A 22,512-nucleotide genomic window follows, 5' to 3' on the forward strand; every position below is an offset into this window, starting at 1 on the left:
CCCATCTCAGACCGCTAGCGGAAGACGCAGTCCAACCTTGATCGACGGCACTCTCGACAAGTTCGAGCAACTGACCGAGCAAATGCGCGAGCAGTACTCAAGGGCCGAGCCCTATCCCCATTGCTGCATCGACGACCTTTTCCCCCCCGACCTCTTGAGAGGGGTAATCGAAGAAGTTCGTCAGGCTCAGTCTAACGCCGGATGGAGCGACTTCGAGCACAAGGACCGCGCCAAGAAAAAGCGCATTATCTCCGTGGAAGAGCTCAGCCGCGGCGCTCAGAATACTGCTGACTTACTGTCCATCTGCACCTCCTCGCGCTTCATACGGGGGCTGGAGACGTTAACCGGGATCAAGGGCCTGCTGCTCGACCCCCATTACTACAACTCCGGATTTCACCAGATGGAGAGGGGCGGATTTCTCAAGATCCACCGGGATTTTTTCCGCCACATAGACCTCGATCTGTTCCGCAGGGTCAACATCATTCTCTACCTCAACGAGGACTGGAAGGAGGAGTACGGCGGTTATCTGGAGCTGTGCGACACCAACCTCGAGAACAGCGTCTATTACTATCCCTTCATCAACCGCATGGTGGTTTCGACCGTGACGGCCGACGCCCTGCACGGCAACCCCGAACCGCTCAACTGCCCGCCCGACCGTTCCAGGCTGTCCTTCGCGCTCTGGTACTTCACCGCCTTGATCCCGGAGGAGGAGTTGATGAAGTACGAGCTGACGTCCAACGACGGCTGGTACGACAAAGACAACCTTTCCATGCGGCCCAGCAAGCCGCTCTCGCAGATGATCCTTCCTCCCGTGGTCAAGGACTTCCTTTTCAGTCCCTCGGCGGTGGCGGTCAAATTCACTCCTCCCTTCGTCATCCACGGCCTCACCGTGGCCAGGCGGTGGATGCGGCGGAGGCATCTGCGGAAAAACCAAGATTCTGTAGGACAGGAAGGCTGATGGAGAGAACGCTGCAACGAAGTGAAGGCGCCACCGCCCTCAAGAATGGGCAGGCCGGTCCCGCCGCGGACTGGGGACGGCCCATTCACCGCATCTTCGAGAGCCGGGCCGCCCGCCATCCCGACGCGGTGGCAGTGGTATGCGGGGATCGGTCGGTCAGCTATGGAGTCCTCAACCGGCGGGCCAACCAACTGGCGCGCCATCTGCAAGACCGGGGATTGCAGCCGGGCGACCTGGTGGCCCTCTTCCTGGAGCGCACTCCGGCACTGATCGTCTCGCTGCTGGCCGTCCTCAAAGCGGGAGCCTCCTACCTGCCCATCGACTCCCACTTTCCCGCCAAGCGGGTGGCGCTGACGGGCGAGAAGGCCCGTTTCATTCTCAGCGACCAGTCCTCGGCCCATCGGCTGACGGGACTCGAGGCGCGAGTGATCGATCTCGACGAAGAAGAGCCGCGTATCTTCAAAGGCCGGGCCGCCAATCCCCGGTTGCAGGTCCCGCTCAACCAGCCTGCCTATCTCATGTACACCTCGGGCTCTTCGGGCAAGCCCAAGGGAACGCTTGTCAGCCACGGCAACGTGACCCGTCTCTTCCAGGCCGCCTTCAGCCTCTACGACTTTCAGCGCCAAGGCGTTTGGACCTTCTTTCACTCCATCGCCTTCGATTTCTCGGTATGGGAGATCTTCGGACCGCTGCTTACCGGCGGACGGTTGGTGGTGGTGTCCCATTGGGACGCCCGGACCCCCGATGAGCTGGCCCGCCTCATCAGGCGCGAAGGCGTCACCGTACTCAGCCAGACGCCTTCGGCCTTCCGGCGGCTGGTGACTCTGGGACGGCTCACCCAGGACCGTCCCTCCGACCTGGCGTTGCGTTGGGTGGTCTTCGGAGGCGAGGCCCTCTACATGCAGCCGCTGCTCGAGTTCTGCCCGGCCCTGCGGGAAGCCGGCACCCGACTGCTCAACATGTACGGCATCACCGAGACCACCGTCCACGTAACTCATCGGCTGATGGACGAGAAGGACGCCGAAGAGAACCGCAGCCTGATCGGCCCCGCCCTGCCTCACCTGCGCGTCCACCTTCTGGACGCCCACATGAATCCCGTACCCGCCCAAGTGGCGGGCGAGATTTACGTGGCCGGAGAGGGGGTGGCCCTGGGCTACTTCCAGTCTCCCTCTCTTACCGCCCAGCGCTTCCTGCCCAGCCCGTTTGGGGGCGATCTCGGCAAGCGGCTTTACCGCTCCGGCGACCTGGGGCGCGCCTTGCCCGGGGGCGAGCTGGAATACCTGGGGCGAGGCGACACCCAGGTCAAGATCAGGGGGTTCCGCATCGAACCGGGAGAAGTCCGCTTTTGCCTGCTGGGCCAGCCGGGCGTACGGGAAGCGGTGGTCAGGGCCGTCGAAGATCAGGCCGGGGACAAGGTTCTGGCCGCCTACATCATCCCCTCCGGCCCGGAGCTGGCGCTCGACGAACTGTGGGACTCCCTGCGTCAGGAACTGCCCGAACACATGCTGCCCTCCTTCATCGAGGTCATGGACGAGTTCCCGCTCACGCCCAACGGCAAAATCGACTACAAGGCTTTGCCCGCGGCTCCTGACCGCGATCGGCAAAAGCGCGATGGCTTCGTGCCTCCTCAAACCTGGGAGCAGGAGGTGATGGCCGATGTGTGGAGCGATTTGCTGGCGCTCAAGTCGGTGGGCATCAACGACAACTTCTTCAACCTGGGCGGCGACTCCATCAAGGCGCTGCGGGTCAGCGCACGCCTCAAGTCGCTGGGGCTGGACATCGCCATCGAGGACCTCTTCGAGTTTCCGACCATCAGCGCCTTGAGCCGTCTGGTCAGCAGCCAGAAGCAGCAGGACGCCGAAGACGCCCTGCCGGCGGAGGCTCTCTGGAAGGGCTCCCCGCCCACGCTTCCCGAGCAGGCGGTAGACGCCTATCCCCTCACCCACCTGCAGCTCGGAATGCTCTTCCACGCCGCCGAAAGCCGCCTCGACGTCAAGCCCTACCACAACGTCAGCCTCTTCAAGATCGAGGGGCGTTTTCAGGAAGCACGCTTTCGCCAGGCCGTGGAGGGACTCCTGTCGGCTCATCCCGTCCTGCGCACCGGCTTCGAGATGGAAGCCTACGGCCTTCCCATGCAACTGGTCTACGACCGGGTGGAGCCGCCGGTGACCGTGGAGCGCTTGCCCCAGATGCCGGCTTCCCAGCAGGAGAAGGCGGTCGAGGACTGGATGGAGCGCGAGAAGAGCAATCACTTCGATTACGCGCGGGCGCCGCTGATCCGCTTCAAGATCATGGTTTGCTCGGATGAACTCTTCTACCTGGGGCTGACCGAGCACCACTCCATCCTCGACGGGTGGAGCGTGGCCAGCCTGCTCACCGAGCTCTTTCAGCGCTATCTGCGGGAGGGCGGCGGAAGTCCGCCGCAGGACGCCTACTCGCCGGCCGACAATGTCTTTCGCCGCTACGTCCTGCTGGAGCGGGAGGCTCTGGAAAGTCCCCGTCAAGCCCAGTTCTGGAGCGATTACCTGAGCGACTACGCCCGTCTGCGCCTGCCCCTCAACGTGGGCGCCAATGAGCAAGAGACGGCGACGGGTTCGGCGGTGGGCAAGAAGCGGTTCCCGCTGGACGACGAGCTGACCCAGGCCCTCAGGTCTCTGGCCCGCGAAGTCAAGGTCCCACTCAAGAGCGTCCTGCTGGCGGCCCATTCGGCGGTGCTGGGATTCATCACCAACAGCCGTGACACCATGACGGGACTGATCGCGCACGGGCGTCCCGAGATGGAAGGCGGCGAGGCCGGGCTGGGACTCTTCCTCAACACCCTGCCCTTGCGCATGAAGCACCGCAACGTCACCTGGAAGGAATGGCTGCAGCAGACTTACCGGGAGGAAAGGCGCATCCTGCCCTTCCGCCGCTACCCGCTGGCCGCCATGCGCGATCCCGAGGGGGGCAAGGCCGACCTGCAGACGGCCTTCAACTACACCAACTTTCACGTCTACGAGAAGCTGGTCGAAGACGCCCCCCTCAAGATTCTGGAGACTCGCGTCCACGAAGAGACCGACTTCGAGCTCTTCACCGACTTCAGCATGCTGGCCAGGACCGAACAGTTGGACCTGACCCTCTCCTACAGCCGCCGTCGTTTCCAGCCGCAGCAGATCGAGGCCATCGCCGACTGCTATCTGCGCTGCTTTCAGTGGATGGTGGAGGACCCCTCGGCGGCCATCTGCCTCTATCCCTTGCAGTCGCCGGAGGCGCTTGCCCGGAGCCTCTCCGCCAGGACGCCCTGCCAACCCGCCTGGAGCGACCTGCGCCAGTTGATGCAAAGGGCCCGCGAGTCCTCCTGCGCCGACCGCGTCGCGGTGGTCGACGGAGAACGTCACGTTTCCTACAGGCGCTTGTGGCAAGGCGTGGACCGGCTGGCCGCCAGCCTGGGGCGATTGGGCGTGGGGCCGGACGTCCCGGTTGCGGTTCTTCTGGGCAAGTCGCTGGAGTGGACGATGGCGGCTCTGGCCGCCGTGGAGGCGGGCGGCGCCTATCTCCCGCTGGACCCGGCCGATCCCGCCGAGCGCATCAACTACATGATCGAGAACGCCGCCGCCCAGGTCGTGGTGAGCGATGCCGAGTCCGCCGCGCTGCTCTCCCTGCCCGGACTCAAGGTCATCACCGTCCAGCATGGGGACGGGCCGCGATCTCAGCCTCGCGGGCCGGTTCGCCCGCTGCTCCCCGACCATCTCAGCTACCTCATCTACACCTCGGGAAGCACGGGACGGCCCAAGGGCGTGGCCATGCACCACCGCGGAATCGCCAACCTGATGAGCTGGCAGCAGGCCGACACGCCCATCCGGGGCCGGCGCATCGTGCAGTTCGCCTCCACCGGATTCGACGTTTCGGTTCAGGAGATCTTCACGGCGGTGATGGGAGCCAACACCCTGGTCATGGCGCCCGGCCAGACGCGGCGCGACTTCATCCGCCTCTCCGGGCTGCTCGCCCGAGAGCAGGTGGAATGCCTGTTCGCTCCCGACACGGCCCTCAAAGCCCTGCTCGCGGCTGCCCATTCAAACGGCCTGCAACTGCCGGCTTTGCGTACCATCATTCACGCCGGAGAAGCCCTGGTGGTGGACGAGGGACTGAGGCGCTTCATGCAGCGGGGCGGACGGCTCTACAACCACTACGGCCCCACCGAGTCGCACGTGGTGACGGCGGGCCGGGTGGAGCCGGGCCGGGGAGACAACGGCACCAGCCCGTCCATCGGAAGGGAAGTCGACGACACCGCCGTTCTCATCCTCGATTCCTGGCTGCGTCCCTGTCTGAGGGGCGGCATCGGCGAGATCTACATCGACTCGGTCAACGTAGCCCGCGGATACCACGCTTCGCCGCGCTTGACGGCCGAGCGCTTCCGTCCCCATCCCCGGGCGCGCGGTGTGAGGGTCTTCAAGACGGGGGACCTGGCCTGTCGCGACCAGCAAGGCGATATCTGGTTCCTGGGCCGCGCCGACAGCCAGGTCAAGGTGAGGGGCTACCGCATCGAACTGGAGGAGGTGCGCCACGCCTTCATGCGCCATCCCTCGGTAGAGGACGCGGTGGTTTCGCTGCGCCGGTCCAGCGGCGAGAAGCGCCTGTGCGTCCACGTCCTGGGGGGCGGGGAGGTGGACGTCAAGGCCCTGCGTCAGTTCGCGGGTTCCGAACTGCCTCCTTACATGGTGCCCGCTCACATCGTGCCCGTCGACTCCATTCCCATGACCCGCAACGGCAAGATCCACTACGCCGCCCTGCCGCCTCCCGAGGCCTCCGTGCAGAGCCCGGCCCGTCCCTACAGCCCCCGCGACGAGGTGGAGAAAAGGGTCCTCGACCTGTGGAGCGAGGTGTTGGAGGGAGTCGCGGAAATCGGTCCCGAGAGCGACTTTTTCGAGCTGGGAGGGGACTCCCTCACCCTGCTGCGGCTGCAATTGAAGATTCAGTCCCGCTTCGCCTTGCAGATGTCGATTCCCAAGCTGGTGATGAATTCGTCCCTGCACAAAATGAGCCGGCTGATCGGCCAAATGATGAAACGAAACGATGCCGGAGGAGAGACGCATGAAGAAAAAAGAGTTTAACCGCTACTGGAAGGTATTGGCGCCCTTTAAATGGTCGATCCTGATGATCTTCCTTTTCTGCTCCTTCTCGGCGGGGGTCAGCCTGGCCCAACCCTACATCTTTCACTTCATCGTCGACGAGATCGCCCTCAACCAGGCTCTGGACGCGGCCGCCAAGATGACCCGGCTCAGCTACGCCGGAATCCTCTTGCTGGTCCTGATTTTTCTCTCTTTCCTGGCCCAATACCTCTACCAGTACCGGTCCGCCGTCCTGGGCAACAAGATCACCGCCCGCCTCCGCTACCGGCTGCTCCGCCACATGCTTCATCTGCCGCTCAACGTCCTCACCCAGATGAAGACGGGCGGCGCCGTGGCCCGGCTCAACCAGGACACCCAGACCGTCAGCCAGACCGTCAACCGGGCGCTGGTGCTGCCCGGCATTTCGCTGATTCAGGCTGCGGTGGCGCTGTTCATGGTCTTCTTCCTCAACTGGAAGATGTCTCTGGCGGCTTTGGCCATCATCGTTCCCATGGGCATCGCCACCCACCTCTACGCCAAGCGCCTGCGGCCTCTCTTCGTGGAACTCAGCAAGATGGGCAGCGAGCTGAGCGCCCGCAGCACCGAGATGTTCGGAGGCGTACGGGTCTCGCGCATCTACCGGCGCGAGATGGCCGAACGCAATGCCTATCTCAAGATCTACCACCGCATGATCCGCCAGTCGCTGGCCGCCGCCAAGAAGCAGGTGGGCATCGACAGCTTCTGGCACATCGGCTTCGGTCTCATTCAGATCATCATCGTGATTCTGGGCGTCTACCTGATCATCCACGATGAAGGCACGGTGGGCGACATCCTGGCCATCATCATGTATTCCAACCGCATCATGGGGCCCATCTCCCAGGTGGTGGGATCTTATGACCAGCTCCACTCTTACCTGGCCGCCATGGACCGCATCTTCGAGATCCTCAACATCAAGCGCGACAAGCTTGACCGCGCCGATGCCGTGGAGGCGCCCAGGGTGGTGCGAAGCCTCAGGATCGAGAATCTCAGCTTCAGCTACCCCGGGGCCACCCGCAAGGCAGTGGACGGCGTTTCCTTCGAGGTCAAGCGCGGACAGACGGTGGCCCTGGTGGGCAAGAGCGGAGCCGGCAAGAGCACCCTGACCGACCTGATTTCACGCTTCTACGATCCCCAGGAGGGCGCCATCTACCTGAACGGCATCGAGCTTCGGGACATCAAGCTGAAGAGCTACCGCGGCTTGCTGGGCATGGTGCAACAAGACGTCTTCCTCTTCGACGGCAGCGTACGCGACAATATCGCCTACGCCCGCCCCAGCGCCGACATGGAAGACATCATCGCGGCAGCCCGCCACGCCAACGCGCACGAATTCGTGGATCAGTTGCCCCAGGGCTACGACACCCTCATCGGAGAGAGGGGCGTGAAGCTGTCGGGAGGACAGCGCCAGCGCATCAGCATCGCCCGCGCCTTTTTGGCCGATCCCAAGATTCTCATCCTCGACGAGGCCACCAGCAACCTCGACACCGAGAACGAGCAGGCCATCCAGGCGGCTCTCAAAGAACTGCTCAAGGAACGCACCACCTTCATCATCGCCCATCGCCTCAGCACGGTCACCTACGCCGACACCGTGATCGTGCTGGATGAGGGCAAGATCACCGAGATGGGTTCGCCCGAGGTGCTGCTGGCCAAAGGTGGAGCCTATTTCGAAATGATCGAGCGCCAACGCCGCACGGCCTGAGGCCGGGTAGTCCGCCTCTACCTGCGGTGGAAACGGCGTGAATGGCGGAGGCCTGGTGGGATGCACATCCTTGCCGCGATCCCCACCGGAGCCGCCGGCGACCTGAGCGCCACCTTTTGCTAAGCATGTCCGACGAAAGACCATCTCTGCTTCACCAGGCCTTCGAGATCCGGGCCGCCCGCACTCCTGACCGGATAGCTGTGTCTTTCGCCGGCGCCTCGCTCAGCTATCGGCAATTGAACCGGCATGCCAACCGCCTGGCCCATCACTTGCGCTCTCAAGGCGTAGGACCCGACGACCGGGTGGGCATCCTGCTGGAACGCTCGGCCGACTGGATCTGGGCCGTACTGGGCATTCTCAAAGCCGGAGCCGCCTATCTTCCTCTCGACGTGGCCTGGCCCAAGGCCCGCTTGCAGGCGGTGGCCCGCGAAACGGGGATGGCCAAGCTTGTGACCCGAGAAGCATGGGCTTTGAAGTGCGGCTATCCGTCCGACCTTTGCTGCCGGCTGGAAACCCTTGAAGAAGACCCCGGACGCTGGCCCGCTCGCAACCCGCAAACGCCTGCCGACGACCGCAACCTGGCCTACGTCATCTGCACCTCGGGTTCCACCGGCCCACCCAAGGGGGTCATGGTCGAGCACCGTTCGGTGATGAACCTGCTGCGGGCCTTGCAGGAAGCCGTCTACGGCCCGCGCCGGCAACTGCGCATCGGACTCAACGGTCCGCTGGCCTTCGACACCTCGGTCAAGCAACTCATCCAACTGTGCCGGGGACATACGCTTCACGTCCTCCCCGAAGAGGCCCGCCAGGATCCCCGACGGCTGGCCGACTTCCTCGCCGATTCGGCGCCGGACGTCCTCGACTGCACGCCTACACAACTGGCCGCCTGGCTTTCCCAGGGCTGCCTTGAGGCGGGCGCTGGTTGGAGGGGAACCCTGCTGGTGGCCGGCGAAGCGATCCAGGCCGACCTGTGGTCGCGCCTCCTCGGCCTCCGGGGATGCCCCAGCTACAACCTCTATGGCCCCACCGAGTGCACCGTGGACGCTTCGGTGTGCCGAATCGACGGCGGGCCCGCCCGCCCCAGCATCGGCAAGGCCGTGGCCGCCACCCGCATCGACCTCCTGGACGACTCGCTACGGCCGGTCACGCCCGGAGCCGAGGGCGAGATCTGCATCGCCGGCGCCGGAGTGGCGCGCGGATACCTGCGGCGGCCGGCACTGACCGCCCAGCGCTTCCTTCCCGATCCCTCGGCCGAGGTGCCGGGTTCGCGACTCTATGCCAGCGGAGACTGGGCCAGGCAGGGCCCCCAGGGCGAGCTGGAGTTTCTGGGCAGGCGCGACGAACAGGTCAAACTGAGGGGAGTACGCATTGAGCTGGGAGAGATCAGGGCGGCTGCCCAGGAACTGCCGGGAGTGCGCCAGGCGGCGGTGCTGCTGCGCAGCGGCCAGCAGAGGCAGAAGTGCCTGGTGGCCTATCTGGTGCCGCAGGGGACCCCAGCCGATCTCGACCGCCTGCGCCGGCTCTTGCGCGAGCGCTTGCCCGACTACATGATGCCCTCGGCCCTGATGTGGATCGAGGAACTGCCGCTGACCCCAAACGGCAAGCTCGACCGAGAGGCCCTGCCCTTCCCCGAAACCTCAAAGCGGCCCTTCCGGCCGCCGCGGACGCCCCTGGAAGAGACCCTGGCCGCCGTTTGGAGCGAGGTGCTGGGTCGGTCTGAGGTGGGGATCGATGACAGCTTTTTTCAACTGGGAGGACATTCGCTGCTTCTCGGCCAGGCGGCGGCGCGCATACGTGACGTCATGGGCCGCGAAGTGCCGCTGGACGTGCTCTTCGAGAGGGAAACCGTGTCTCAACTGGCGGGCTGGATGGAGCAAGCTCCCGAGTCCGCCGCCGGACCCCTTTGGCCCCCTGTCGAGGCGCATCCGAGGCGTCCTCACGATCCCGTTTCCGCGGCCCAGGAGGGGATCTTCTTCCTGCAGAGGCTGGCTCCGGCTAATGTCGCCTACCTGGCCCTGTCGGTGATCCGCTTTCGGGGTCCGCTGCAGGCCGCCGCACTGCAAAAGGCACTGACTGAAATCGTTCGCCGCCATGAGATCTACCGCACCACCTTCACTTCCATCGAAGGGCGCCCCCGCCAGGTCGTGCATCCGCCCTGGCAAGTCGAGTTGCCTCTGCTCGATCTCAGCGGCGACGGCGAACAGGCCCAAGCCGGATTCGAGGACTTCCTGAAGAGCCAGGGCCGCAGCGCTGTCGACGTGGGCAAGCTGCCGCTGGTGCGCTGGACGCTGGTCAAGCTGGGGTCGCGACGCCATGCCCTGGTGCATCTCGAGCATCACCTCCTCACCGACGGCTGGTCCTTCACCGTCTTCGTGCGCGAACTGCGCGACCTCTATACTGCCTTCCAGCGCGGACAGCCCTCGCCTCTGCAGAAGCTGCCCGTCCAGTTCGCCGACTTCTGCCGATGGCAGCGGGCTTGGCTGAAGAGCGGAGAGGCCCGCAGGCAACTGAATTACTGGAAGGAGCGGGTGGCCGGCGCCAAGCCGGTTCTCGACCTGCCCCTGGACCGGCCCCGGCCCGGTTCCCAGAGCTTCAGGGGCGCGATGCTGCGCTTCCGCATCCCCTCAGATCTGGCCGAGCGGTTGCGTCAGGCAGCGAGGCGCGAGAACGCCACCCTGTTCATGTTCATGCTGGCGGCCTTCTTCGCCCTGCTGAGGCGGTTGACGGGCCAGAACGACATCAGCCTGGGCACCGGCATCGCCAATCGCCGCCGCCGCGAGGCGGAGTCCCTCATCGGCATGATCATCAACACCCTGGTGCTGCGCCTCGAGCTGCCGGGCGATCCCACCCTGCGCCAACTGCTGCGCCAGGTGCGCCGCATCACCCTGGAGGCTTATGCCCATCAGGACTTCCCCTTCAACTCGCTGGTGGAAGCCCTTCAGCCCCGGCGCGATCTGAGCCTCAACCCGCTCTTTCAGGCCGCCTTCAATTTTCATGACTCGCCGCTTCCCGGCCTCGGTTGGCCGCCCCTCGAGGTAGAGGTCGAAGAGGTGCTCGACAATGGCTCTTCCAAGTTCGACATGAATCTGATCGTCATCCCCCGCGGACGCCGCCACGAGTCGCAGGGAGGGCTGACCGTCGTCTGGGAATACAACACCGACCTCTTCGAACGCCCTACCATCGAACGCTTCTTCGAGCGCTATCGCCGCCTCCTCCAGGCCCTGCTGGAGCAGCCGGACGAGCGCCTCTCCGAGCTTGACCTGGTGAGCCGGGAGGAGCGGCGCCAGATGAGGCGCTGGAACCAGACCCGCAGCCCCTATCCGCAGGCTTGCGTCCACCACCTGGCGGCCCAGACGGCCCGGCGAATTCCCGACGGCCTGGCGCTCGAATCGGCGGGCCAGTCGCTGACCTACGCCGCCCTCGACCGCTGCAGCGGACGCCTGGCCGGGGGCCTGAGCCGGCTCGGGGCCGGGCCAGGCTCGGTGGTGGCGGCGTGCCTGGGACGCTCGATTCTTCTGCCGCTGGGACTGCTGGCCGTGATGAAGGCGGGAGGCGCGTACCTGCCCCTCGACGCCGACCATCCCAAAGCCCGCCTGCGTTCCATCCTCAGGGACGCCGGCGCTTCGTTGCTGCTGGCCGATTCGACCTCGCCCCCCTCGGTGGAAGATTGCGGCGTGCCCGTCGTCAGGGTGGAGGAACTGCTGGAAGAGACGCGAGATGGACAGGTCCGCCGAGGAGCGGAAGCCGGCCTCGACGATCCCGCCTACCTCATCTACACCTCCGGCTCCACCGGACGTCCCAAGGGAGTCATGGTCACCCATCGCAACCTGATCAACCTGCTGGCCTCCCTGCGGACTCTCTTCGCCACCCGCGAGGGGGAACGGATCTTCGCCCTCACCAACCTGACCTTCGACATCGCCGCCCTGGAGCTTTTCCTGCCTCTGATCGTGGGGGCCAAGTGCTGCCTGGCTTCCCGTCCGCTCAGCGCAGGGCAAAGCGTGGTGGAAGAGATGAGCCGATGCGACCCCGACCTGGTGCAGGCCACTCCGTCAGGATGGCGGGCGCTGCTGGAGTTGGGCTGGAAAGGCGGAGAGTCCATCACCGCCCTCTCGGGTGGAGAGGCGCTGCCTCCCTCCCTGGCCCGTCGGTTGCTGGAGCGCAGCGCCGAGTCCTGGAACCTCTACGGCCCCACCGAAACCACCATCTGGTCGACGGCCCACCAACTGAACGGCCCACAGGCCTCGGTGCCCATCGGACGGCCTCTGGCCAACACCGAGATCTTCGTCCTCGACCCCAATCTGCGGCGGACGCCCATGGGTGTGGCAGGAGAATTGGCGATCGGCGGAGAAGGCGTGGCCCTGGGCTATTTGAAACGGCCCGCCCTGACGGCGGCGGCCTTTGTGCCCGACCCCTACGCGTCCTCGCCGGGACGGCGCATGTACCGGACAGGAGACCTGGTGCGGCTGCGCTTGGACGGCAACCTGGACTTCATCGGACGCAGGGACCACCAGGTCAAGGTGCGCGGTTTCCGCATCGAACTGGGCGAAATCGAAAGCGCCTTGACCGACCACGAGGAAGTGGCGGCCGCCGTGGTCACGGCCCCTTCCCGGGGTCCCGGCGAGGACGGACTGGTGGCCTACCTGGTAGGACGGCGTGATCTCTCTCCGCGCCGACAGGAACTGGTGGCCGCAAGTGTGGCCGAGGCTCTCAAAGAGCGACTCCCCGACTACATGATCCCCGCCATCATGATGTGGCTGGAGGAACTGCCCCTGACCCCCAACGGAAAAGTCAACCGGGCCGCGCTGCCCGCTCCCGAGGCCGCCCGCCAGCAGTCCTTCGCGGCTCCCCGCACTCAGGCCGAGTCGGCCCTGGCGGCCATCTGGTCGGAAGTTTTGGGACAGGATCAGATCGGCATCCACGACAACTTCTTCGGCCTGGGAGGACATTCCTTCTCGGCCATGCAGGTGATCTCGCGCGTCTACCGCGATCTGCAAGTGGACCTGCCCTTGCAGACCATTTTTGAACAACCGGTACTGGCCGACTGCGCGTCGGCCATCGAGGCCCGAACCGGCGCCCACGGCCGGCCGCAGCCTGAAGCCGATCTCTTCTTTTAAACGACCACGTCGGCCGCTCTCTTGAGGCCGACCCGGATACGGGCCAACCCAGCGCCTTCAAGCGTTCCTGAGCCCGGCCAAGAATGAGGCAGATGAACCTGGAAGGCATGTCGGAACCCGCTCGCGCCGGACTGGAACGCAAGATTGTTGATCTCTTCCGACGCTGTTTTTCGCGCGAAGACATCGCTGTCGACGATAATTTCTTCGTGCTGGGAGGGGACTCGCTGCAAGCCACGCGCCTTCTCACCCGGTTGCGCGAGGAGGTGGGAGCCGAGCTCTCGCCGGACGCGATGTTCACCCACCCGACGCCGCGGGCTCTGGCCGAAGCCGTCAAATCCTCCGGCGAGTCGCGGGAAATGCTGGGCGGCTCCAGCCTGGTGGCCCTCAACCGCGGCCGGGAAGGGGAGAGGCCCATCTACTGGCCTCATCCCACCAGCGGGAATCCCTGGGCCTATCGGGATCTGGCCGAGGCGGCCCGCTTCAAACGTCCTCTCTACGCCCTGCGCGCTCCCGACCTGGACTGGGAGCGGGACGTGCTCTCCATGGAGGGAATGACCGAGCACTACTTGACCGAGATCCGCCGCCTGCAGCGGCGCGGACCCTACTCCCTGGCCGGATTTTCATTCGGAGGGAACCTGGCCTTCGAGATCGCCAACCGACTGGTGGCGGACGGGCAGCAGGTGGAGCATCTGGTCATGATCGATACCGCCGGGCCGGAAAGCCTTTGGACCCGGCTGACCAGGCCGGAACGCCTTCTGACTCCCGTCCGGCGCCTGCTCTGCCGCATGGGGGCGACCGGCACACGCATCATGGACGCCTTCGGCTATGACTCCATTATGGGACGGGTTTTCGATTGCCTCACCACCGGACCTTTGCGGGAAGACGAAGTGCGCTGGGTGATTCAAGTGACCTTGCCCGATTTCGCCAGCAGGCATGATTTGCAGGCCCTCTCTCTGAGGGAGCTGTGCGACGTGGTCCTCGATCACTTCGGTCCCTTGCTCTCGAGCTCGCAGTGGGAGCATCTGATCCGCCGCGGCCCTGCCGACGACGCGCTGGTGATGGTCAAGGCGCAGAAGGTGTGGGCCAAGAACTACTGGCTTTCTCTGCGGCATCGCCCCAACACCAGGTATCCCGGCACCATCGTCCTCTATGCCAGCCAGGACAACCAGGATGTCCTGCGCTGGCGGCGCTACACCAGCCGTCCCCTGGACGTCCGGCGGGTGGCCATTCCCAAGCGGTCCCACATCCGCTTCATCGACGAGGAAAACCTGCATCACTTCATCGATGATCTGAAGCATCTTCTCGAGTCCTCATGAAGAAAGGCCGCCGACATGTGTGAGAAGGGCGTTTCGCGCCTGGCAATCGCATCCAAAGACGAAGAAGGCTTCCCGCCAGGCCGGCTCTCCTACAGCGAAGAGTTGCTCTGGCTGAGCGGGCAAAACCGCATCAAGATGCCGGTCTTCATCGAGTGCCCGCTCCATCTTTCCCTGGTGGTCCGCCTGCGGGGTCGTCTCGATGAGCGGGCGCTGAGAAAGAGTCTGGACGAAATCGTCCGCCGCCACTCGGTTCTCAGATGCCGCTTTCCCGAGGGCGAGGGAGGCCCGGTCCGGGTGATCGAGCCCCACTCCGGCGTCCGCCTCCCGCGCCATGACTTGACTTCGGCGGCCCGCGCCGAACGGTCGCGCCGCACCGAGCGGCTGCTGGACGAGCACGTGAGCGCCGCCTTCGATTTGCAGCAGGGTCCCCTCTGGCGGGCGCTCCTGCTGCGCGTCGATTCCGATGCTCACATTTTGGCCGTCACCGTCCATCACATCGTCTTCGATGGAAGGTCGCGGCAGGTCCTTGCCCGCGAGCTATCGGCTCTCTACGCCCACTTCAAAGGGGATGAGCAGCAGGCGCTGGAGGATCCTCCGGCCCAGTATCCCGACTACGCCCGCTGGCAGCGTCAGCGCCTGGACCAGGCCGCTCTGGCCCGTCTGACCCGGGCCTGGAAATCGCGCCTGGCGGGGGCCGATGCGGCGGGCCTCGGCGATCAACGCCTTGAGGCGTCCGCTCAGGAGGTTGCCTCTTGCCGCTTTGCCCTGAGCGAGCAGCGCACCGCTGCCCTCAAGGATTTGAGCCGCCATCAGGCGGTCACGCCGGCCATCGGCCTCTTCAGCCTCTACTGCCTCTTTCTCCACAAGATCGGCGGCCCTCGCGACCTCCTGGTGGGGCTTCCTCTCTCAGACCGGCGCCGTCGCGAGTTCGAGGACCTGATCGGACTCTTCACCAACGTCATGGTGGTGCGGGCCGATATGAGCGGCGATCCCGACTTCCTCAGCTTGTTGAAGCGGCTGCGGACGTCCCTGCAGCAGGCCTACGGCCAGCAGGAACTGCCCTACTGGCACTTCCTCAGCCAGCGGCAGGAAGGGCAAGCGGCAGAGTCGCCCTACCGTTTCGTCTTCAACTACATGAACCGTGCCCCCGCCATTGCCCTCGAGCTACCGGACTTGCGGGCCGAGATCCTCGACGTCGGCAATCGTCCGCCGGGCTTGGCCGATCTCAGCCTCTTCGTGCAGGACGCCGGGGAGACCCTCTCTTGCCGCCTGTGGTCCAAACCCGGCCTCTTTACCTCCGGCCAGGTCAAGCGCCTGGCGGAGCAGTTTCAGGAATTGACTTCGTTGGTGGCTGATCTGCCCGCCCATCGGCTCAGCGATTACATGCTCAGCACTTCCTGAGCCGTCCGACCCAATCAGGAGACCAACCGCTTTATGGCCTATTCTCCCAACCTGGAAAGAACTTCAACCCACCCTCAATCCGAGACCGGCGCCTGCCCCGCCGAGCATGCCGTCTATCTTCCCGCGGGGGGCTGGCGCCTGTGGCGGACGCTGGCCCTGCGGGGAGCCGGCTTTTCCGCCTCCTTGGTCCTGCAATTGGCCGCCCCCGAAACGGCAGCGGCGGCGGACCGCTATTCAAAGGCCCGAAGGGAGAGGGCCAAGCGTCTGGAAGAGGTCCTGGAGGAGGTGAGGGAAATGAGCGCCCAAGCGCGTGAGGATCGCTCCCGCATCCGCGCCCTGCGTCGGCTTCGCCGCCGTCTGCGGCGCGGAAAGGTCGACCTGCAATGCCGTCAACCCGATCAGCGGGCCCTGGCCGCAGCCATCGAGGAAGAAGAGAATGCGCTGCGGGCCTTTCAGTCGGCTCATGAGGAGGACGCCCAGCAACTGATCGGCCGTCTCGCCGACATCGCGGCCGACCCGCGCTTTCAGGAGGCCGCCGTTTGGCAGACCGGACGGGCCCTCGAGTACGTCCGCAAGTCGTTGGGGCGTGCCGCCAACCAAAAGCAGCGGGAGGCTATCGAGTTCATCGCCCTGCTTGTTCAGCGCTACGCCGTCAAGAACGACACCTGCGGTTTCTTCGGCCCTTGCGGATGGGCCCGCTTGGATGACCGCCAGGAGGCCTACCTTCGCATGGACACCTCTCCTCAACTGATTACCCGACGCAACGTCTACTTCGAGGGCTGGACCATCGACGCCTTGGCCGACCTCCTCAACCAGCAAGAGGACGCCCGGCGTTGGGCGGCTCCCCGGCTGGCGACCGGCGCCTGGCGCGGGCCGGACGGCTTTTACGTCCCCGTGCATGGGCGTGTGGAGATGTCCTCGAAGGAACGCACCGTTGCCGAACTCTGCGACGGCTCCCGCAGCGCCGATGCCATCGCCCGGCGTCTGCTGGAAGAGGGACGCATCGAGAACGAGCAGGAGGTCTTCCAGATCCTGGAGAGCCTGCAGGAAAGCAAACTGGTGGTATGGCGTTTCGAAGTGGCTCCTCAACTCCACCCCGACCGCGAGTTTCAGGTCGTGGTCGACCGCATCGGTGACAGCGACCTGCATCGGCGCTACAACGACGCCCTAGGCCAGATTGTGGAAGCCCGCGACCAGGTGGCCGCTTGCGCCGGCCAGCCCGAGAAGTTGGGAGAAGCGCTGCGTCAGGCCGACGAGACCTTCAGCCGCCTGACCGGGCTGGCCCCCACCCGAAGGCCCGGAATCATGTACGCAGGCCGCAACCTGATGTACGAAGACTGCCTCCGGGCCGGTCAAGTGACCTTCGGACAAGGACTTCTGCGGGAACTGGGGCCGCCTCTCTCCATCGTGCTGGACGGAGCCCATTGGCTGCTGGGCGAAGCGGCCCGCGAACTGAGGGGATGCCTGCGCCGCTGCTACGCCGACCTGCGCGATCAGGTGAGCGAAGAAGAAATCGATGCCGAGCGTTTTCTCAACCACGCAAAATCCGACTACTGGCTCAAGGACGTGGTCAAGCCTCTGCTGGACGAGCTTCAAGAGCGCTTCCAAAGCGCCTGGGAAGAAGTGCTGGGAGATCCCAGCCAGGAGAACGGCCATCGCATGGTTTACGACCTGCGAGAAACGGCCCGTCGGGCCCAGCGGGTCTTCGGCGATCCCGACCCCGTTTGGACGGTGGCCCGCCAACTGAGTCCCGATGTGATGGTCAGCGCCGACGGCCCCCGGGGGCTGCAAGAGGGCGATTTCGAGTTCTTCCTGGGCGAACTGCACTGCGGAAACACCCTGACCTGGTCGGCCCTGGCCGCCCAACATCCCAACCTGGACGAATTGCTGGACGCCTTGGGCGAAGATACCGCGGGCGAGACCTGCGTCCTCAGGCAGGTGCCCCGGCGCGGCTGGCTGGCGCGGGCCAACCTGATGCTGGTGCACCCATCCCATTGGCGATACGAAACCGGAGAGGACATGGGCAGCCTGCCGGGATGCCGCCCCCTGCCCGCCGGAATGCTGCTGGCCACTCCCCAAGGGCCGGGCGGGGATATCCTTTTTCAGGCCCGAGACGGGTCCTTCGAATGCGACGCCCTGGAAGTGTTCAGCGACTGGCTGCTGCCCCCCATCAACGAGATTCTCAGCAACATCCGTCCCCATAGCCGCCATACCCGTCGCGCCACTTTGGGACGACTGACCATCGTGCGCGAACGCTGGGACTTGACCACGGAGGACATGCCTTTCCTGGAAGAAAACGAACGCGATCGGCAGTTCGCCGCCGTTCGCGCCTGGGCGCAGCGACACGGCATGCCGCGCTGGGTCTTCTTCAAGACGCCGGCCGAGCCCAAGCCTTGCTATCTCGACTTCGACAGTCCCGCCTATGTGGAGATCTTCGCCAGATTCGTCAAACTCATGGAAGACGGCCAAACCGTCAAGGTGGTGGAAATGAAACCTCAGGTCGACGAGACCTGGCTGCGGGACGGCCACGATACCAGCTACACCAGCGAGCTGCGGATCGTAGCCCAACGGCGCCAAAGAACTGAAGGGGGGCGCTGATCGAGACTGGCTAAGCCCCAAGGGTGGCCGTGGCCTGTGAGCGTGGCGGCGGCCCGTCCGATTCCCTGCTTCTATCGCTCGCTAGGATGACGCAACATGAATCAGAAGAAGAAACCCAGAGTCTTGTTGTTCCATTGTGAACGTTTCGCCTTCTCCAAGCTTCAGCAGGAGGACCTCTTCGACATCACGTTAGTGGTCAAGAGCGAGGCCGCCAAAGACCGGGTCGACACCAGCTACACCAGAAACGTACACATCGTCGATCATATGGACTCGGAAGGTCTGGTCGCCTTGGGCCGCCAACTGCACGCCGAAGCGCCTCTCGATGCCGTTTTCGCTCTTCGCGACGAACCGGCGCTGCCCGCTGCCCAGATCTGCCGGGAACTGGGAATCGCGGGCGTCAGCGGCGAGGCCGTGGCCACCGTCGATTCCAAGGCACGCCTCAGGAAGCTGCTCAACTCGCGCGGCATCGGGTCCGTCCGCTTCCAGGTCGTACCCCAACCGGTCAAGGACGTGTCAGCACTGGTGGAGGCCATCGGATTGCCTTTGATCTGCAAGCCTCACAACAGTTCGGGCAGCATCCTGGTCCGCAAGTGCAACACAAGGGAGGAACTGGAGGATTATCTCGATGAATATCCCTTCGAAGCGCCGCTGCTGGTAGAGGAGTTCCTGGAAGGGCGCGAGTACTCGGTGGAAAGCTTCACTCGGGACGGGCGGCACCACGTGGTGGCCATCACCGAGAAATTCACCACCGGCGCTCCCAACTTCGTGGAGACGGGGCATATCGTCCCGGCAGCCCTGAGCGAGCAGGAAAGGGACCAGATCGTGGGCGTCGTGCTGCAGCTTCTGGAAGCCCTGGAACTCGACCTGGGGCCTACCCACACCGAAGTCATGCTGACCGCCACTGGACCCAGGATCATCGAGTCCCACATCCGGCCGGGAGGGGACGGGATTGAACAGCTCGTCGATGAGGCCTATGATTTCGTCATGACGACCGAGACCCTTAAAGGGCTGACCGGACTGCCCATGAAGATGCCCTTGAGCCGCGCCCGATGTCATGTGACCTCGCAGTTCTTCGGGTTTCCCTCGGGCACGCTGAAGCGGGCCGAGGGTTTCGAGGAAATGTCCAAGAAAGAGGGGGTCAAGGTCTTTCAATTCCCCTACTCGCCCGGCGATCATATGCGTCTGGTCCGAAGCTCTCATACCCGGCACGGCTATTTCGGGTGCGTGGCCGACAGCCGCCAAGACCTGGACCGCCTGATCAACGAGATCCGAGCCGGCTGCAGAGTGGAGGTGGAAGTCGAGGAGTAAGGGTGGGAATCTTCCAGGAAATCGGGGTCAAGCCGTTCATCAACGCCGTCGCCACTCACACCCGCTACGGCGGGGCCATCATGGCGCCTCCCGTGGTGGAGGCCATGACCGAGGCCGCCCGCCATTCGGTCAACCTCTACGAGCTGCAGGAGGCGGCCGGACGCGCCATCGCCTCCATGACCCGCAACGAGGCCTGCTACATTTCCTGCGGAGCCACCTCGGGAGTGCAGTTGGCGGTGGCCGCCTGTATGGTGGGCAGCGACGAGGAGGCGGCTTCCCGACTGCCCTGCCGGGGCCGGCGCTTCAATGTCGTGATGCAGGCCTCGCAGCAGGGAACCGAGGCCGATACCGCCGTCCGCAACACCGGGGCCGAGATCCGTCTGGCCGGCAGTCCCTCGGGCGTCACCGCCGATCAACTGTCGGCGGCCATCGACAGCGACACCGCCGCCGTGGTGACCCTCGATTGGGAAGGCGACAATGTGGTCGAAGTCGCTCAGGTGGTGGAAGCCGCGCGCCCTCGCCGGGTGCCTGTGATCGTCGACGGAGCCGACTGCGTCCCGCCCTCTTCTCATTTCTGGAGGTATACCCGCGATTGCGGAGCCGACGCTCTGGTCGTCAGCGGCGGGAAACGCTTGCGCGGTCCCCAGAACACGGGACTGGTGCTGGGCAGCCGCAAGATCATCGGGGACTGTACCTTCCTTGGCAACCCCAACGACCGCTTCGGCCGCTCCATGAAGGTCAGCAAAGAAGCCATGGCCGGCATCTACGCCGCCGTCAGGCATCTTCTGGCCAACGAAAAGGAGGAAGCCGAGGCCGCCTCCGCCCGGGCCCGGACCTTGCACAAGGGCCTGTCCGGCTTGGCCGATGTCTCCGTCCGCCGCACGGGTCACGAGGTGCAAGTCCGGCTGCACGCCCCGCGGCTTTCCGACAGCCAGATCCGCTCCCGCCTGTTGGAGGGAGACTCGCCTGTTCTGGCCTTCTGCCGCAACCAGACCCTGCGAATCGACGCCTCCCTCCTTCAGCCCGGCCAAGAAACCACCCTCCTGCGGCGCCTCCTGCAAGTCCTGGCTTGAGGGCACCGTCGGCGCCTGTCGGCGCAACTTCCAATTTCCAAGAACCAACTAGAACCAACTTCCAAGTTCGACCAAGGCAGCGACCCTGCTGAAAGGCGAGTCCGGGCTCGCTGAAGGCGCGCGGTTCGCGAAGGGGTGCGATTCGCCCGCCCAGCGACTGTGTTAGAGGTCAAGTCCGGGCTCGCTGAAGGCGAGCGATTCGCCAGCCCAGGGTAGAGCGAGGGCGCGAAGCGCGCGAGCGGCACCCTGGGTGGTGGAAGCGCCTCTAAAGAAACCCTGAAGGGGTGGAATAACGAGCCTTCGAAGTGTCATGTTGAAGACTTTTGCAACACCCTCTGAAAGCGTGAGAGAAAACACTGCGTCTGCCCCCCGGTATCGGACAAATCCCACCTGCCTTGACACCCCGCCGCCGCCTCCTCATACTTTCGCCACACGTCATTGATTCCAAAACCTGTTTAAGGAGAGAGGGAATGTCTCAAGCAAGAATTCTCGGTTGCTTGGCTTGTCTGGCCGTCCTGCTGTGGGCCGGCGCCTGCTCGCCCGGCCAGCCGGCTTCAGGAGAGCAACCGGCGGCCTCCAGCACCGAATACCAGGATCTGGTCGACCTGTTCCGGGACTGGAGGGAGTTTCAAAAACCCGAGATGGTGGGCGGAGTCCCCGACTACACCTCCCAAGCCATGGCCGAGCAGCAGCGGCAGCTTGCCGATTACCGCGCCCGGCTGGAGGCCATCGATCCCGCCTCCTGGACGGTCCCTCAGCAGGTCGACTACAAGCTGGTGGAAGCCGAGATGAACGGCATGGACTTCGATCACCGGGTGCGCCGTCCCTGGGAGCGCAATCCGGCCTTTTACACGCTCTTTCATGCCTCCCGAAGCGACGTTCCCGCCCATGAGGGACCGGTGGCTTATCCGCCCATCGAAGTCTGGATGTACGACTATCCTCTGAGCGATGAGGAGGCTGCCCAACTGGAGGGCCGCTTCCGCTCGATTCCGGCGCTGCTGGAGCAGGCGCGGGGCAATCTTACTGGAGACGGCCGCGACCTGTGGATGGGCGGCATCCGCACCATGGCCGGACAGAGCCGGGGAATGCAGGCCTACGCCCAGCGGGTGGCCGATCACCCCCAGTTGGCGGAAGCGGTGCAGGCCGCCAGCCAAGCGGTGGACGATTTTACGTCCTGGCTGCAGGAGCAGTTGCCCCACAAGCGAGGCCCTTCGGGCGTAGGCAAGGACAACTACACCTGGTACCTGCAGAAGGTCCATCTGGTCCCCTACACCTGGCAAGAGGAAGTCACCCTGATGCGGCGGGCGCTGGCCCGTTCCCACGCCTCTTTGCGCCTGGAGGAGCACCGCAACCGCAACCTGCCGCCCATCAAAGTCATATCCAGCGCCCAGGAGTATGACCGCCGAAGCAACCGGTCGGTCGACCGGTACATGACCTTTCTGAGGGAGCAGGAAATCATCACCATCCGCGACGACATGGATCCTGCTCTGCGGGCCCGCCTGGGGAGCTTCCAGCCCGAAGAAGAGCGCGGCTTCTTCAGCCACGTCATCCACCGTTCGCCGCTGGCCTTCCGGCCTCACATGCACCACTGGATCGAGTTGGCCAAGATGGACAACGACCCGCATCCCAATCCCGTCCGCCGCCAGCCGCTGCTCTACAACATCTTCGACGGGCGATCGGAAGGTCTGGCCACGGGAGTGGAGGAGTGGTTCATGCACGCCGGACTGCTGGAAGGAGACCCGCGCAGCCGCGAGATGGTGTGGATCATGATGGCCCAGCGGGCCGCCCGCGCCATCGCCGGCCTGCACCTGCACAGCAACGACTGGAGCATCGACGAGGCCTGCGAGTTCGCCTCGAAGTGGACGCCGCGCGGATTCATGCCCGCCGACAGCGATACCTGCCTCTTCGAGCAGCACCTCTAC

The 22,512-nt window shown here is 64.8% G+C and carries 10 protein-coding genes; all 10 read left to right on the plus strand.

The window, feature by feature from the left end; translation table 11 throughout:
• The first annotated feature begins 37 nt into the window (after window positions 1-37).
• On the plus strand, window positions 38-958 hold the full coding sequence (locus tag VLU25_18145) for a 2OG-Fe(II) oxygenase (protein ID HSR69855.1): 921 nt from the start codon (window positions 38-40) through the stop codon (window positions 956-958).
• The gene (locus VLU25_18150; GenBank protein ID HSR69856.1) at window positions 958-6,048 is read left to right on the plus strand and encodes an amino acid adenylation domain-containing protein; all 5,091 of its coding nucleotides are present in this window, start codon (window positions 958-960) and stop codon (window positions 6,046-6,048) included. Before VLU25_18145 ends, VLU25_18150 begins: the two co-directional genes overlap by 1 nt.
• The gene (locus VLU25_18155) at window positions 6,029-7,780 is read left to right on the plus strand and encodes an ABC transporter ATP-binding protein (GenBank protein ID HSR69857.1); all 1,752 of its coding nucleotides are present in this window, start codon (window positions 6,029-6,031) and stop codon (window positions 7,778-7,780) included. The genes VLU25_18150 and VLU25_18155 overlap by 20 nt, the downstream gene beginning before the upstream one ends.
• 125 nt (window positions 7,781-7,905) lie before the next feature.
• Window positions 7,906-12,894, plus strand: a complete 4,989-nt coding sequence (locus VLU25_18160) for an amino acid adenylation domain-containing protein (GenBank protein HSR69858.1) — start codon at window positions 7,906-7,908, stop codon at window positions 12,892-12,894.
• 92 nt (window positions 12,895-12,986) lie between these two features.
• Window positions 12,987-14,210: a thioesterase domain-containing protein gene (locus VLU25_18165; GenBank protein HSR69859.1), complete on the plus strand. Its 1,224-nt coding sequence runs from the start codon at window positions 12,987-12,989 to the stop codon at window positions 14,208-14,210.
• Window positions 14,211-14,225: 15 nt separating this feature from the next.
• Window positions 14,226-15,611, plus strand: coding sequence for a condensation domain-containing protein (locus VLU25_18170; GenBank protein HSR69860.1), 1,386 nt, complete (start codon window positions 14,226-14,228; stop codon window positions 15,609-15,611).
• A 33-nt stretch (window positions 15,612-15,644) separates the two neighbouring features.
• The gene (locus VLU25_18175; GenBank protein HSR69861.1) at window positions 15,645-18,209 is read left to right on the plus strand and encodes a hypothetical protein; all 2,565 of its coding nucleotides are present in this window, start codon (window positions 15,645-15,647) and stop codon (window positions 18,207-18,209) included.
• 96 nt (window positions 18,210-18,305) lie between these two features.
• Complete coding sequence (locus tag VLU25_18180; protein ID HSR69862.1) at window positions 18,306-19,517, plus strand: ATP-grasp domain-containing protein; 1,212 nt, start codon at window positions 18,306-18,308, stop codon at window positions 19,515-19,517.
• A 2-nt stretch (window positions 19,518-19,519) separates the two neighbouring features.
• A complete protein-coding gene (locus VLU25_18185) occupies window positions 19,520-20,590 on the plus strand; it encodes an aminotransferase class V-fold PLP-dependent enzyme (GenBank protein HSR69863.1) in 1,071 nt (356 codons plus the stop codon).
• Between the two features lie 470 nt (window positions 20,591-21,060).
• Window positions 21,061-22,512: DUF885 family protein (locus VLU25_18190; protein ID HSR69864.1), on the plus strand; the 1,452-nt coding region annotated here is incomplete at its 3' end.

This window comes from Acidobacteriota bacterium (genome assembly GCA_035471785.1).
GTDB lineage: Bacteria > Acidobacteriota > UBA6911 > RPQK01 > DATIPO01 > JANQFM01.

Excerpts from the sequence above, each read along its gene's own strand:
- VLU25_18150 (HSR69856.1), top strand. The coding sequence starts at position 958 with ATGGAGAGAACGCTGCAACGAAGTGAAGGCGCCACCGCCCTCAAGAAT.
- VLU25_18155 (HSR69857.1), top strand. The coding sequence starts at position 6,029 with ATGAAGAAAAAAGAGTTTAACCGCTACTGGAAGGTATTGGCGCCCTTT.
- VLU25_18160 (HSR69858.1), top strand. The coding sequence starts at position 7,906 with ATGTCCGACGAAAGACCATCTCTGCTTCACCAGGCCTTCGAGATCCGG.
- VLU25_18165 (HSR69859.1), top strand. The coding sequence starts at position 12,987 with ATGAACCTGGAAGGCATGTCGGAACCCGCTCGCGCCGGACTGGAACGC.
- VLU25_18170 (HSR69860.1), top strand. The coding sequence starts at position 14,226 with ATGTGTGAGAAGGGCGTTTCGCGCCTGGCAATCGCATCCAAAGACGAA.
- VLU25_18175 (HSR69861.1), top strand. The coding sequence starts at position 15,645 with ATGGCCTATTCTCCCAACCTGGAAAGAACTTCAACCCACCCTCAATCC.
- VLU25_18180 (HSR69862.1), top strand. The coding sequence starts at position 18,306 with ATGAATCAGAAGAAGAAACCCAGAGTCTTGTTGTTCCATTGTGAACGT.